The 14,291-nt window shown below is 49.4% G+C and carries 10 protein-coding genes; 7 read left to right on the top strand and 3 right to left on the bottom strand.

Features of this window, described 5'->3' with window-relative positions; all coding sequences use genetic code 11:
- Nucleotides 1-233 precede the first annotated feature (233 nt).
- The 5 genes from NXT09_RS18025 to NXT09_RS18045 all read left to right on the top strand — a co-directional run bounded on the left by NXT09_RS18025 (nucleotide 234) and on the right by NXT09_RS18045 (nucleotide 7,432).
- Nucleotides 234-1,892 carry a putative transporter gene (locus NXT09_RS18025; protein ID WP_268580760.1) on the top strand — a complete coding sequence of 553 codons (1,659 nt, stop codon included), beginning with the start codon at nucleotides 234-236 and terminating at the stop codon, nucleotides 1,890-1,892.
- Between the two features lie 571 nt (nucleotides 1,893-2,463).
- A complete protein-coding gene (locus tag NXT09_RS18030; protein WP_205549552.1) occupies nucleotides 2,464-3,876 on the top strand; it encodes an anion permease in 1,413 nt (470 codons plus the stop codon).
- Between the two features lie 189 nt (nucleotides 3,877-4,065).
- A complete protein-coding gene (locus NXT09_RS18035; protein WP_268580761.1) occupies nucleotides 4,066-5,694 on the top strand; it encodes a sensor histidine kinase in 1,629 nt (542 codons plus the stop codon).
- Entirely contained in the window at nucleotides 5,687-6,409 is a 723-nt protein-coding gene (dcuR, locus tag NXT09_RS18040) for a two-component system response regulator DcuR (protein ID WP_010281107.1), read from the top strand. Before NXT09_RS18035 ends, dcuR begins: the two co-directional genes overlap by 8 nt.
- Before the next feature lie 129 nt (nucleotides 6,410-6,538).
- The gene (locus NXT09_RS18045) at nucleotides 6,539-7,432 is read left to right on the top strand and encodes a hypothetical protein (RefSeq protein WP_268580762.1); all 894 of its coding nucleotides are present in this window, start codon (nucleotides 6,539-6,541) and stop codon (nucleotides 7,430-7,432) included.
- 802 nt (nucleotides 7,433-8,234) lie between these two features.
- Here the strand turns inward: NXT09_RS18045 and NXT09_RS18050 are convergent.
- Both NXT09_RS18050 and NXT09_RS18055 read right to left on the bottom strand, forming a co-directional pair.
- Nucleotides 8,235-8,639: a MoaF-related domain-containing protein gene (locus NXT09_RS18050; RefSeq protein WP_268580763.1), complete on the bottom strand. Its 405-nt coding sequence runs from the start codon at nucleotides 8,637-8,639 to the stop codon at nucleotides 8,235-8,237.
- A 42-nt stretch (nucleotides 8,640-8,681) separates the two neighbouring features.
- Nucleotides 8,682-9,236 (bottom strand): flavodoxin family protein, encoded by a 555-nt coding sequence (locus NXT09_RS18055; RefSeq protein ID WP_268580764.1) that lies wholly within the window; start codon nucleotides 9,234-9,236, stop codon nucleotides 8,682-8,684.
- A gap of 104 nt (nucleotides 9,237-9,340) precedes the next feature.
- Between NXT09_RS18055 and NXT09_RS18060 the strand changes: the two genes are divergently transcribed.
- Nucleotides 9,341-9,739: a winged helix-turn-helix transcriptional regulator gene (locus NXT09_RS18060; protein ID WP_240584201.1), complete on the top strand. Its 399-nt coding sequence runs from the start codon at nucleotides 9,341-9,343 to the stop codon at nucleotides 9,737-9,739.
- 44 nt (nucleotides 9,740-9,783) lie between these two features.
- Here NXT09_RS18060 and NXT09_RS18065 read toward each other — a convergent pair whose 3' ends face one another.
- On the bottom strand, nucleotides 9,784-11,127 hold the full coding sequence (locus tag NXT09_RS18065) for a 2-hydroxycarboxylate transporter family protein (RefSeq protein WP_268580765.1): 1,344 nt from the start codon (nucleotides 11,125-11,127) through the stop codon (nucleotides 9,784-9,786).
- Nucleotides 11,128-12,590: 1,463 nt separating this feature from the next.
- Here NXT09_RS18065 and dppA point away from each other — a divergent pair.
- Nucleotides 12,591-14,198, top strand: a complete 1,608-nt coding sequence (dppA, locus tag NXT09_RS18070; RefSeq protein ID WP_205549562.1) for a dipeptide ABC transporter periplasmic-binding protein DppA — start codon at nucleotides 12,591-12,593, stop codon at nucleotides 14,196-14,198.
- The last annotated feature ends 93 nt before the right edge of the window (nucleotides 14,199-14,291 follow it).

The raw sequence follows: 14,291 nt of genomic DNA on the forward strand, positions 1-14,291 counted from the left end.
GCCCGCCACGTTTCCTACCCCGGCATTCTGCCAGAATCAAAATATACTCATCATATATCCGTAATACTTCAAGCTGCAGGTGCGTTGGCTACGTTCACTCACCCGAATCACTTACCTGAGTAAGCTCATCGGGATTCCTTCTCTTGCCGCCTTCCTGCAACTCGAATTATTTGGGGTATAGAGTATAGCGGCAGTGACATTTCCCAATAAAAACGTCCGCAAAGGATACGGGTATGAGTGATATCGCACTTACCGTGAGTATGCTGGCGCTGGTTGCGGTTCTGGGGTTATGGATCGGCAATTGGCGGATTTATGGCGTCGGTTTAGGGATTGGCGGGGTCCTGTTCGGTGGGATCATCGTCGGGCATGTTGCCCATCAGTACCAGATTCAACTGAACGATGACATGTTGCACGTCATCCAGGAGTTCGGGCTGATCCTGTTTGTCTATACCATTGGCATTCAGGTCGGGCCGGGTTTCTTTTCCTCTCTGCGCGTTTCTGGCCTGCGCCTCAATGCGTTTGCGCTGCTGACGGTGTTCCTCGGCTGCGTGGTGACCGTCCTGCTGCACAAACTGCTCAATATCCCTTTGCCCATTATCCTCGGTATTTTCTCCGGTGCGGTGACTAACACGCCGTCGCTGGGTGCGGGTCAACAGATTCTGACCGATCTTGGGTCGAGTACCGTACTGGTCAATCAGATGGGGACGGGCTACGCCATGGCGTATCCGCTGGGGATCTGCGGCATTTTGCTGGTGATGTGGCTGATGCGCGTTCTGTTCCGCGTAGCGGTGGAGAACGAGGCAAAGCAGTTTGAAGTCAGCAACGGTCTGCATCACGAGCAACTGCACACGATGAATGTGTCGGTGACGAATAGCAATCTGCAAGGATTGGCGATTCAAGCTGTGCCGATTCTAAACCGCGACACCATCGTCTGCTCCCGCCTGAAACGCGGTGATGAACTGATGGTGCCGTCGCCGCAGACGCTGATCCAACTGGGCGATTATCTGCATCTGGTTGGTGCGAAAAACGATCTGGAGCAGGCGCGTCTGGTCATCGGCAATGAAGTTGAGGCATCGCTCTCAACGCGCGGCACGGATCTGCACGTTGAACGCGTGGTGGTGACGAATGAGAAGGTGCTGGGACGCAAGATTCGTGAGCTCAATCTGAAGCAAAACTACGATGTTGTGATTTCGCGCCTGAACCGTGCGGGTGTCGAGCTGGTAGCCAGCAGCCAAGCCAGCCTGCAATTTGGCGATATTCTGAATCTGGTCGGGCGAAAAGCGGCGATCGATGCTGTCGCGGATATCGTGGGAAACGCACAGCAAAAACTCCAGCAGGTGCAGATGCTGCCCGTCTTTATCGGCATCGGGCTGGGCGTACTGTTGGGCTCGGTACCGCTGATGATCCCCGGCTTTCCCGTCGCGCTGCGGCTTGGGCTGGCGGGTGGGCCGCTGGTGGTAGCGCTGGTACTGGGGCGCATCGGCGGGATCGGTAAACTTCACTGGTTTATGCCGCCCAGTGCAAATCTGGCGCTGCGTGAACTCGGTATCGTGCTGTTCTTATCGGTGGTGGGACTGAAATCCGGCGGCGACTTCGTCGATACGTTATTGAACGGCGACGGCGTGTGGTGGATTGGCTACGGTGCGCTGATTACCATTGTGCCACTGCTGCTGGTCGGCATACTGGCGCGAACGCTGGGTAAGATGAACTATCTGACGCTGTGCGGCATGTTGGCGGGCTCCATGACCGATCCACCTGCGCTGGCGTTTGCCAATGGGCTACACCCGACCAGCGGTGCGGCGGCGCTGTCTTATGCGACGGTTTATCCGTTGGCGATGTTTCTGCGCATTATGTCGCCGCAGCTGTTAGCCGTACTTTTTCTTGCCCTCTAAATGTTATCAGCTGGATAAAAAATAATATTTTTTCGTCGAATAATGGCGATTTATTTCTTTATTTTTTAATAGAGGAATACCTGAGTGAATAAATAAGGAATAGATAACTGACTGTCTGGAAAAGAATTATATTACCACTGTTAGGTATAAGGTTTTTTTATCATTGCATTGTCGTTAACTTCGTTAATTTTATGTTCTTTAAATGTCAATTATTATTGAATTTCAAGGGTTTTTTATCAGGAAATTAAAACAATGATAGTTTCTTAAATAAATTAATGAACCATTTTAGTAACTAAAGTTACGCTATTTTATAGGCGCATTATAATACTATCTCTTCATTATCACTTGATTTGACAAGACGAGAGAAGCACCCAGAACCCTTGTTTTCTCGTCTTTTTTTTCCGCAGATGATTCCTGTTGCGTTGTTTTCAGCAGGGTGACGAAGGAAGAATAACGAAATACCCACTCCTCCGCACGGGACATCCGTCGTGAATATCTCCTGAATAATTTGAGCGTGACTCGAAGTATGACGGGGAATACAGAATCCGTTTTAATGAAGAGTGGTGTTCTTATGTCTGCGAATAACAGCAGGTTGATAAAGCTTCTAGTTATCCTTTGTATCGCCGGTGGCTTATGGTTATTGCCGGTTCCTGATGGGGTTAAACCCGATGCCTGGCATCTGATGGCGATTTTCATTGCCACCGTTGTCGGTCTGATTCTCTCTCCTTACCCGCTTGGCGCGATGGCGATGTTCAGCCTGACCTCGGTCGCCATATTAGGCTTATTACCCATTAAAGATGTGCTGACGGGCTTTAGCGATCCCACCATTTGGATGATCGCCTGTGCCTTCTTTATATCTCGCGGCTTTATCAAAACTGGCTTTGGCCGACGCATTGGTCTGCTGTTCATCAGCAAGCTGGGGAATAGCTCACTCGGTCTGGCGTATGGTCTGGTGTTTACCGACCTGATGTTCGCTCCGGCCATGCCTTCCACGTCTGCACGCTGCGGCGGGATCATCACTCCGCTGTTCCGGTCAATTGCCGAAGCCTATGACTCCACGCCGGAAAAAGGCACGCAGCGTCGCATTGGTGCGTTTCTGGTGCAGTCCATTTTCCAGTGTAACGCCGTGACTTCCGCGATGTTTATGACCTCCATGGCGGGTAACCCGATGGTGGCGAAGCTGGCTTCCCAGTTTGGTATTCAGATCAGTTGGACGGATTGGGCGTTGGCGACACTGCTGCCGGGCTTCCTGTCTTTGGCGCTGATTCCTTATCTGATCTACCGTTTCTATCCGCCTGAACTGAAGAAAACCTCAGAAATGCGTGCGATCGCCGTCGAAAGACTGCGTGACATGGGAAAAATGACCCGCGACGAGTGGGTGGTACTGGGTGTGTTCCTGGGTCTGGTGACCTTCTGGGTGCTGGGTTCCACGCTGAATATCGATGCAACGCTGACCGCGCTGGCGGGCCTGAGCGTGCTGTTGCTCAGCCGTGCGCTGACTTGGGACGATGTCGTCAGCGAGAAAGAAGCCTGGCACACCGTGGTGTGGTTTGCCGTACTGATGACGCTGGCTGGCCAGCTCAACAAGATGGGCCTGATTGCCTGGCTGGGCGGATTGGCCGGTAATGCGGTGAGTGGGATGCACTGGCTGCCAATGCTGGGTCTGCTGCTGCTGGTGTACTACTACAGCCACTACCTGATGGCGAGTGCGATTGCCCACATCAGCGCCATGTATGCAATTTTTGTCTCTATCGCGCTCGCAGCCGGTGCGCCGCCGATGCTGACCGTACTGGTATTCGGTATCTTCAGTAACCTGTTTATGTCCACGACTCACTACTCCAGTGGCCCGGCACCAATTTTGTTCGGCACTGGCTACGTGCCGCTGGGAACCTGGTGGAAGATCGGTTTCCTGGTCAGTCTGGTCATCATCCCTATCTGGCTGGGTGTGGGCGGAATGTGGTGGAAACTGCTCGGTTTCTGGTAAACACAGGTACTGCTGGCTTTCCTGATGCGAAACATTCCTGACACAAAAAATGTACCGCAACGTTAAGCCAAATTTCCTTTCTTCAAGCCTACGCCCTGTCCTTGTGACGGGGCGTATGCATCACGGCACGCGAAACGCGACGAAACAGTATAAGATAACGGTGTGATGATGGTGGTTTCGGAGAGTGACATGGGCAAGAAAAAGGCACCGCTAAAGCTGGGAACATCGGTGTTTCTGATGGTGTCGGTTGTGCTTGGCGCGGTGTTGCTGGTGGTCTATTCCTTGCTGTTTTTTCGTATTAATCAGCTTTCAGAAGATCATTTGCGAGAAAAAGCCTTCGCCATTGCTCGCACATTTGCAGCTTCTCCCGTGGTTATTGATGAACTTAAAGGGATTGGTCGGCCTGAGGAAGTGCAGGCGGCTGCGGAGACGATTCGTCAGCGTAATCAGCTGCTCTTCGTTACCGTCACGGACATGGATACGGTGCGCCATAGCCACCCTGAACCGGAAAGAATTGGTGAGCATTTTGCCGGTCGGGATATCTACCCGGCGCTGCTGGGCATGGAAAATACCGCCATCAACCGGGGGACGCTCGATCCCGCGCTGCGGGTCTTTACGCCGGTTTTCGACAGCAACCATAAGCAGGTTGGCGTCGTCGCGCTGGGGATTGCCTTAACCAGCGTGCAGAAGGTGATCAGCGATAACCGCTGGATGATTCCCTGGACGCTATTGGCGGGGGCGCTGGTCGGCTGGCTGGGCACGCTGATTCTGGTGAAGGTGCTCAAGCGCATTATGCTGGGATTCGAGCCGTTTGAGATCTCGAACCTGTTTGAACAGCGTAACGCGATGCTCAAACACATCAAAGAAGGCGTTATCGCGGTCGATCAGCATGGCCGAATTACGGTCATCAATGATGAGGCGAGACGGCTTTTCCGGCAGAATAAGCCGCAGGGCAGTGAAACGCCGGCCCCGAAGTCAACTGAACGCGTCAGCGACCAGTGGCTTGAACATTTGCACCTGAAACAGGTACTGGAGAGCGGTACGCCGCGGCGTGATGAAGAGATTAACTTTAACGGTCACCTGCTGCTGACTAACACCGTTCCGGTTTTTGTGAAGGGCGATATTATCGGCGCGATTGCGACATTCCGTGATAAAACGGAGATCAGCCAGTTGCTGCAACGGTTGAGTGGGATGTCCTACTATGCGGATGCGCTGCGTGCGCAGTCGCACGAGTTTATGAACAAGCTGCACGTTATCCTGGGGATGCTGCACTTAAAATATTACTCGCAGCTGGAAGATTATATCCTGAAGACCGCCAATAATTATCAGGCGGAAATTGGTTCGATTATTCGTAAAGTGAAATCGCCAGTGATTGCTGGCTTCCTGTTGGGTAAAATCAACCGCGCGCGCGATCTCGGCATTACGCTCTCCATCAGCGAGGAGAGTCTGCTGCCGGATACCGATGATGTCGATGCCACGAATGAATTGATTACCGTGTTGGGTAATCTGATTGAGAATGCGATGGACGCGATTGATCGGCAGGAAAACTGCGAAATCAGCGTGAGCTTCCATCATCAGAATGGTCGCCTTCACTGTACCGTGGGGGATGACGGCCCCGGTATTTTGCCGGAGAGTCAGGCGCGCATTTATGAACAGGGATTCTCTACCAAAGGCAGCGGGCGCGGTATCGGCCTGTACCTGACCAAGCAGAGTCTGGAGAAGATTGGCGGCACTATCGAGTTTGAATCAGAACCTGAGGTGTACACCCAGTTTTTCGTTACTATTCCTTATCAAGCAAGGCTGTTTGACCATGATTAATGTACTGATTGTTGATGACGATGCCATGGTTGCAGAGCTTAACAAATCTTATCTGAACCAGGTTTCTGGATTTAGCTGCTATGCGACCGTCCCCACATTGCAGCAGGCGCGAAACCTGCTGATGCAACCTGACTCGGAAATCGATTTGGTACTGCTGGATATTTATATGCAGCAGGATAATGGACTAGATCTACTGCCGACTATCCGTGAATTCAGTGAAAAGACGGACGTCATCATCATCTCTTCTGCCAGCGATGTGTACACCATCAAGAAAGCGCTGCATTACGGCGTGGTGGACTATCTGATTAAGCCTTTCCAGTTCTCGCGTTTCGAACAGGCGCTGACCGCCTATCGCGAAGAGGCGAACTTGTTCAAGCACCGCGATTTTGTTGGGCAGTCGGATATTGATAACCTGATTCGTCGTACCAGCAGTAGCACGGTTAGCGAACGTAAGAAATTGCCGAAAGGGCTGACCAGCCTGACGCTGCGTACTGTCTGCGAGTGGATTGAAGGCAATCAGGGTATCGAGTTCTCTACCGAAATGCTGGCGAACGCGATTGGCATCTCCCGCGTCTCCTGCCGTAAGTACCTGATCTATCTGTCTGATACCGGCATCCTGACCACCAATATTCTGTACGGCTCTACCGGCCGACCGGTGTATCTGTATCGTCTGCTGCCAGAAAAGCAGGACTCGCTGCGCCAGTATTGTGAATAAAAGGCTGCGAATAAATAGCGGTAAATAAATAGCGCTGAATAAGGCAAGCAGAAACAGAGACGAGGCGGGAGCGATCCCGCCTTGTGCTATCTCCATTCAGTGATGATGAAACCAAATGGAACTGGTTTAGTGGAACACAATAAATTTATGCAGTACGGCCGCGGGTTAGGGCTGTGGCGGAACCCACGGGAAAATATTAAGCCTGAACCAGAAAATTATTTCAGGGATGACCCGATTTACCTTACATCCTCAAAAGGGAAATGGGTTAATCAGATTCAAGAGTGCAAAAAAGAGAATAACCCATTAGAGAACGGTGTATTTATCTGGACAGAAATTAAGGGTACAGGTCACGCCTTTGTCTCTGTGCATGAGGGTAATAATGCTTCTGTTTTTACCTACGGCCGCTTTGGTAGACGGTCTGGTGTTGTCGGGGCTGTCGGTGATGGCATCTTAAATTTTTTGCAGTTTGAAGATGCCAGAACATATTACCGAGAAGAGCTGTACCAAACAGAAGCTAAGGTTTTTCTCATTACAGATGCGGACCCTGCAATTGCAAGAATGTATTTTGAAAAGTTGTGGCGTTCAGGCGGCAATGTGAAAGAAACAATCAAGATGGGAGAAAGCACTAAAAGAAACGGTCGTACAGTCGATCAATATGATGTGACAGGAGTTAACTGTACAACTCATACAAAAAAAGGCGTGAAGATAGCGGGATCTCAGATATTTGAGGGAGGATATACCACTCACTCTCAGATACGGATTAATTACGAAGAAGATTTTGCCGTGCCGGTATCGCTACAGCGGTATTTAGAAAGAAAAAGCGGTGAGTCATCCATGCTTGTTGTTGATATGACGAGTGAGTTTAGAAAGCAGTACCCGAATACGGATAACTACACACCGATAAGGGAAGATACCACTTTAAGAGTCGTGTCCGAGGTTGTTTCCGGTATAGGTAAAATATCACCTTACTCTGGTGGTACTGCCGGTGGGTTATTAGAAGGGATGCATGATGTTAACAAGTGAATGTAAGACTGTTATGCGCTGGGTAGGAATAACATTAGTAATTTTTGCATATTATCTGTGGATCTTTCTTGCTATTTTTCCGTTAGATGACAAGAGTCCCATGCTACAAGAGAAGGTGGTTACTATCGAATATCATGAGGCTGTTATAGAAAATATTTACAAGGCCACAGATAATGTTCTTGAGGTTGCTTTAATTGGTTTTCCTGTGTGTATGACTCTGATTCTGATCATTTTCAAGAAGGTCAGGTAGTTGCGGTAAGCCAAACAGTTACCAATGGCTGCTGCCTGTGGCGTTTTTGCGGGTTGGATTCAAGTCGGCAGTGATCGGAATAGGAACTGCGGTCGGACCGAACAGGGTTGTGTGTGCAATAAGGTTTCCCCTTATTCTGGTGGTACTGTCGGTGGGTTATTAGAAGGGATGCACGATGTTAACAAGTAAATGCAAGACTTTTATTCGATGGTTCAGTATTTTCCTTGTCTCTTTTTTTTATTTGATAAGCATTGCTCTTTTTTCTTTTGGACATGTTCAAGATAAGGAAAGAATGGTTTTTTTATCTGATAAAACAGTGTCAGTTGAATACCATTTTGCGATATTAGCTGATATGCGAGAGTCTATGGATTCCATGTATTCGGCTGTATTAATTGGTTTCCCCATCTGTATGCTCCTGATTCTGATCATTTTCAAAAAGGTTAGATAGTTGCGGTAAGCAAACGGAACTGAGTGTCATGCGTGGGATGAGATAAACGAGGCGGGAGCGATCCCGCCTTGTGCTATTTGTACCGAAACTAAAACGGTAAACGCTTACTTGATCTCGATTAGCGTTCCCTGACGGCGAGAAATGGAGCCATCCGGTAATACGATGTTGGTATAAGACACGCCGTTTTTGAAGTCGTCCACGTGTACCACGTGTTGCCCTGCGCGACGCGACCAGTAGATCATATAGACTCCATCACCGACTTTCGTGGTCGTAATTGCAACATCGGCCTTGTTTTTTCCATCTGGGGAAGTGAATGTCATTTCAGTTGGTGATTTGAAATCCAGACGGAATTTCTGATCGCCGAAATCGACGTTATAGGACTTGCCGGTAGCGATGAATTCCGACGCGGTTGCCAGCGGAACGGCATGAGGATCGGTCTGTTGCGCCGAAATTGTTGCGCTAGTGACCAGCAGACCGCTCAGCAATAAAACAGAAAGTGCTTTTTTCATTTTTAGTGACGCCCTTGGGAAGGTTAGGGGGATTTTTCGTAATCAGTCTTTGAAACGGCGTGTAATGTCTGCAACACGCTTGCCGTAGTGCTTCGCGGTATCCAGATCGCCGGAGGGGATCGCCTCTGCGTCTGCGTCTGATGGCGATTGTGCAAGAAGGCCGACGGAGCCGCCGAGGTTGTTGATATCGTTTCGCGTCGCGGCAAGGGTATTCGATGGTGCAAGCCCCAGGCTGACCCAAATCCCCCCATGCTGAGAGGCAAGGGTTTGCAGATAAATCAGTGTGACTTGCTTATCGCCATTCAGGCTGGCGCTATTGGTGAAACCGCCAAAAATCTTGTCCTGCCATGCGCGTGTAAACCACGCTTTGGAAGTCGCATCAGCGAATTTCTTGAATTGCCAGGGAACGGAACCCATGTAGGTCGGCGCACCGAAAATGATGGCATCTGCGTTATTTAGCGTTTCCCACCCTTGCTCATCGACATGGCCATCAGCATCAATAGCAACGAGTATTGCATCAGCGCCTTCAGCGACCACTTCTGCGATACGTTTGGTATGCCCGTATCCCGAGAAGTAAACAACAGCAACGTTCGTCATGGTGTTTCCTTGTTCATGTTAGGATTTAACGGGAACAAGGTATATATTATAAACCAACATAACAAGAAGTTACCTAAAGCCCACTAAGTTAACTTGAGTATACTATGGTTAAAAATTCAGCGATTGAGCAAAGGGAAACTGACGCAGGTGAACTGCGTTATAGCGTTTATTTACAAGGCTGTCCGGCGAGAATGGTGCTTGAGCGTTTGGCTGACAAATGGGCGTTACTCATTATCGGCCTGCTGAGAACAGGGCCGCTACGGTTTAATCAACTACGGCGGGAAATCGAAGGGGTATCACAGAAGGCGTTGAGTCAAACGCTGAAGAAACTTGAACGAGACGGGATACTTTCGCGGAAGGCGTTTCCGACGGTGCCGGTTACGGTGGAATATGCGTTGACCCCGTTGGGTAAAACGCTGTCAGAAGCCGTTGAACCGTTAGCCAGATGGGCTGAAGAAAATATCGAAGACGTGCTATCGGCGCAGTCGCAGTATGATCAATAAGGTTTCCCCCTTGATTGGAGGAAACCTTGATACTGATAGTGAAATCAGGCAACCCAGCCCAGCAGCAGCGTTGCCGCGATGACGGTAGATGCGCCGCCGATACGGGTAGCGATCTGTGCGAATGGCATCAGAGACATACGGTTAGAAGCAGACAGAATAGCCACGTCACCCGTACCGCCCAGCCCGCTGTGGCACGTGGTTACGATGGACGCTTCAATGGGGTACATGTTCAGGTAAGGCGCAATCAGGAAGCTCACCAGTGCCATGGACAGCACCACAGAACCACAGACGATGACATAACCCACAGAGAATACCGCGACGACGCTCTCCAGCGGGATATACAGCATACCTAGCCCGATCATCAGCGGCCACACCAGAGAACTGGATACGAACTTGTAAACGCTGTGCGCGCCAGTTTCCATAATCGCTGGAATCACGCGTCCGTATTTGCAGAAAACGGCGATCAGAATCATCAGTACCGGGCCTGGGATGTGTACCAGTTTCTCAAACAGGCCACCGACGATGAAGAAGGCGCAAATCATCAACAGTCCGCCGCCCATCAGGTGAAAATCGACTGGCTTTGGTGTGTCGTTGACGGCAAACATCGCGTTGTCTTCATCGCTGCGAACCAGACGGCCTTCGCCGTTCAGATCCTTGCGGCGCATACCCAGACGGGACAGCACGCCAGCACACAGAATCGCGAAGATGTTACCGACAACGGCAGCAGGCGCTAACTGGGCAACATAGACATCCGGGGTTTGTCCCAGAATGGCAGAATAGGCGAGAGACAACGGCAGGATGCCTTCACCGATACCGCCGCCGATGATGGGCACGATGATGAAGAAGAAAGTGTGATAGAAGCTGTAGCCGCACAGTTTACCAACCAGCAAACCGGTTGCCAGCGCGGTTGCGGTACCGATGACCAGCGGGACGAACATGCGCACCATCCCCTGAATCAGGATCTTGCGGTTCATACCCAGAATACTGCCGACCACCAGACAGGCGATGACGAAATACAGGAAGTTCGCCTCTTTCATCAGCAGGTGGACGGTTTTCATGGTGTTGTCGTTGAACAGCTCAAAATACACCATAACGGACGGTACCATCAGGCACAGAATAGCCGGGCCGCCGATATCTTTGAACACGGGAATGTTGCTGCCAATATGTGCCAGTAAAAAACCCATCGTCATGATGACGGCGAAACCGCCAATCATATTTTTAGGTAAATATCCTTCGTAGGCTGCGATAGCGACAATGGCGGCAATCGCCATAAAAAGCGCAACAGGAACGGAGCCGATTTTCTTTTTAAAAAATCCGCCGATAAACGATTCTTGTGTTTCCAGAGCGAGATCGTTCTCACATAAAATATCAGTTTCAATTTTTTTCATTATATTCACCCTGCTAGGACAGTTGGTACAGAAAGAAATGACATACCTGCCGTGTAATCTCGTTGAGATATTGGTAACGCATCGTTATCGACGCATCTTATTGGCTTTTTGCTTGCTGATATCTGTGTGGATATCGAGCCTGCTAATGCCGATGGCGGCGGGATGTTTATTATCAAAAAGCAGAAAAATACGTTTTTTTGTTTTTTATCAGTTAGTAACAAAAAGATAAGGGATGGTTGATATTATTTAACAATGAATCCTGTTGGAGGGTAATCTAGCATGAGGGAATGTTAAAAATAATACGTTAATTACGTATTTGTGAACTTATCAGCAACTCTATTTTAAATAACTTATATTGTTTTTTTGTAATTAAAATAATTTATTGAGGGGATATGGAGGGGTAAAACAGAAGGAGAGGTAACTCACAGAGTGAAAAATACCACTTTATGAGAATAAGTAAATAGCGTGTTTTCATTTTAGTGAAAATATTTATTTAACTAAAATAGCCAATTAATTATTGAGCAATATCATTTTATCCTCGGTAAGAGCCCTGACGATGCCGTGCAGGACAAAATGCGTTCTCGACCCTGCATCAGCCGCCTTTTTATCTATGCTTTATCTAACGGAGATATCCCGCAATGGCTCTCTGGTCACGGTTATCCCACAGATAAAGAACAATGAAGAGCGATTTTGCGGCCCGTCGAAAGAGGAGGAAACCACGTTTTTATGTCGCGCAGAGTTTTTTTATGTAGCGTAGATAGTCATTTGCCTACTTATGGTGCCGTGGAAAATATCAGAATTTCTTATTATCCGTCAGGATTTTCACCTGCTGTTAACGTTTTTAACAAAAAATAGTGCTCAAATCTTGGACATGTAAGACCAGATGACTATAGTTTTTTTAATGGTGATAATTTCTTTATGTCCGCAAGCTATCGGTTTTTATCACTGTTTTTTCCGAAAAAGGCAAAACATCCACCTTTTGTAAGGTGATGAACTTGTATTTTCTCTTTTAAGAAAATGTAAGGAAATTTTGTAAATCCTTACTGCTTATATTGACGTCACCGCCATCTGTTGAGAAATTGAGGGCGTCATAGGGATATAAGGAGGAAAGCAGCGGCTTGTCTGAATGATTCTACGTCTTCATCCAGCATCCGTGAGCGGGTTGTGGCGCGTCAAGATATACGTTGTAGTTATTATGACTATATCCAACAGCGTGGCGGCCATCGGTTTTAGTAGCCCCCCTTTCCTCTTCCTCATTATTTTAGTTTTGCCTTCGGGCGACAGGGTACAGACCACAGTTCGTAAAAATACAGGTCTGGCCAACCATACCCAATTGATTTCGAGATGCAGGACGGACTATCAGCGCTGTTAACCACTGTGCGTTTAACGACAGTATTAACGCGTATGCAGCTTGGAGTATGGCGGGTATAGCACACAACATCATCCACAATGGAGCACAAGTAATGGAAAAATCCCTGGTTAAATCAAGGGTGTTGAAGTTCGGCCTTGGCTTGCTCGCCATGTCCGTCGCTGCAGGCGTTCAGGCAAAAACGCTGGTGTACTGCTCAGAAGGCTCCCCGGAAGGTTTTAACCCACAGCTGTTCACCTCCGGTACCACGTTTGATGCCAGCTCTATTCCTATTTATAACCGCTTGGTGGAATTTAAAGACGGCACCACGGACACCGGTCCGGGTCTGGCTGAAAAATGGGATATTAGCGAAGACGGCAAAACCTATACTTTCCATCTGCGCAAAGGCGTGAAATGGCAAGACAGCAAGGATTTCAAACCTTCTCGTGAATTCAATGCCGATGACGTGATTTTCTCCTTCATGCGTCAGCAGGATGCCAACCATCCGTACCACAAAGTATCTGGCGGCAGCTATGAATACTATCAGGGTATGGGGATGCCAGAGCTGGTCAGCAAAATCGAAAAAGTTGACGACTACACTGTCCGCTTTGTGCTGAACCGCCCTGAAGCGCCGTTCCTGGCAAACCTGGCGATGGACTTCGCTTCCATCATGTCAGCGGAATACGCTGATAACATGCTGAAAGCCGGTACGCCAGAGAAGATTGACCTGAACCCAATCGGTACAGGCCCGTTCCAGTTACAGCAGTACCAGAAAGACTCCCGTATCCTGTACAAAGCCTTTGAAGGCTTCTGGGGTACCAAGCCGGGCGTTGACCGTCTGGTCTTCTCCATCACGCCAGATGCGTCTGTGCGTTATGCCAAGCTGCAAAAAGACGAATGCCAGATCATGCCGTATCCAAACCCGGCCGATCTTGCTCGCATGAAAGAAGACAAAAACATCACGTTGATGGAGCAGCCTGGCCTGAATGTCGGCTACCTGTCTTACAACGTTGAGAAAAAACCGCTGGATAACGTCAAGATTCGCCAGGCGCTGAACTATGCGGTGAACAAGTCTGCCATCATCGATGCGGTCTATCAGGGTGCCGGCCAGGCCGCAACCAACCTGATCCCGCCGACCATGTGGGGCTACAACAACGACGTTAAAGACTACAGCTACGATCCTGAGAAAGCGAAAGCGCTGCTGAAAGAAGCGGGTATGGCTGACGGTTTCTCTATCGACCTGTGGGCAATGCCGGTACAGCGTCCGTACAACCCGAACGCCCGTCGTATGGCGGAAATGATTCAGTCCGACTGGGCGAAAGTTGGTGTGAAAGCCAAGATCGTCACCTACGAGTGGGGCGAGTATCTGAAGCGTGCGAAAGACGGTGAGCACCAGACCGTACTGATGGGCTGGACTGGCGACAATGGGGATCCAGATAACTTCTTCGCTACCCTGTTCAGCTGTGACGCCGCCAAAAATGGCTCCAACTACTCCAAGTGGTGCTACAAGCCGTTTGAAGATTTGATCCAGCCGGCGCGTGCCATTTCCGATCATGAAAAACGTATTGAGCTGTACAAACAAGCGCAGGTTGTGATGCACGATCAGGCTCCGGCGCTGATTGTCGCGCACTCCACCGTGTACGAGCCAGTGCGTAAAAACGTGAAAGGTTATGTGGTTCAGCCACGTGGCGTGCATAGCTTCAACAACGTGACGTTGGATTAAGTCAGCCACTCGTTTTTCACGGACATTAAAAACCCCGACCTTGCGGTTTCTCGTTAGAGGAGCCGTGGAGGCGGGGTTTCTTGCCCGTTAAAT

The organism is Pectobacterium jejuense, from assembly GCF_026800125.1.
Lineage (GTDB): Bacteria > Pseudomonadota > Gammaproteobacteria > Enterobacterales > Enterobacteriaceae > Pectobacterium > Pectobacterium jejuense.

What these genes read in the sequence shown, in the direction of transcription:
- dcuR (WP_010281107.1), top strand. Translation starts at nt 5,687, where the DNA reads ATGATTAATGTACTGATTGTTGATGACGATGCCATGGTTGCAGAGCTT.
- NXT09_RS18050 (WP_268580763.1), bottom strand. Translation starts at nt 8,639, where the DNA reads ATGAAAAAAGCACTTTCTGTTTTATTGCTGAGCGGTCTGCTGGTCACT.
- NXT09_RS18030 (WP_205549552.1), top strand. Translation starts at nt 2,464, where the DNA reads ATGTCTGCGAATAACAGCAGGTTGATAAAGCTTCTAGTTATCCTTTGT.
- NXT09_RS18055 (WP_268580764.1), bottom strand. Translation starts at nt 9,236, where the DNA reads ATGACGAACGTTGCTGTTGTTTACTTCTCGGGATACGGGCATACCAAA.
- NXT09_RS18065 (WP_268580765.1), bottom strand. Translation starts at nt 11,127, where the DNA reads ATGAAAAAAATTGAAACTGATATTTTATGTGAGAACGATCTCGCTCTG.
- dppA (WP_205549562.1), top strand. Translation starts at nt 12,591, where the DNA reads ATGGAAAAATCCCTGGTTAAATCAAGGGTGTTGAAGTTCGGCCTTGGC.
- NXT09_RS18060 (WP_240584201.1), top strand. Translation starts at nt 9,341, where the DNA reads ATGGTTAAAAATTCAGCGATTGAGCAAAGGGAAACTGACGCAGGTGAA.
- NXT09_RS18035 (WP_268580761.1), top strand. Translation starts at nt 4,066, where the DNA reads ATGGGCAAGAAAAAGGCACCGCTAAAGCTGGGAACATCGGTGTTTCTG.
- NXT09_RS18025 (WP_268580760.1), top strand. Translation starts at nt 234, where the DNA reads ATGAGTGATATCGCACTTACCGTGAGTATGCTGGCGCTGGTTGCGGTT.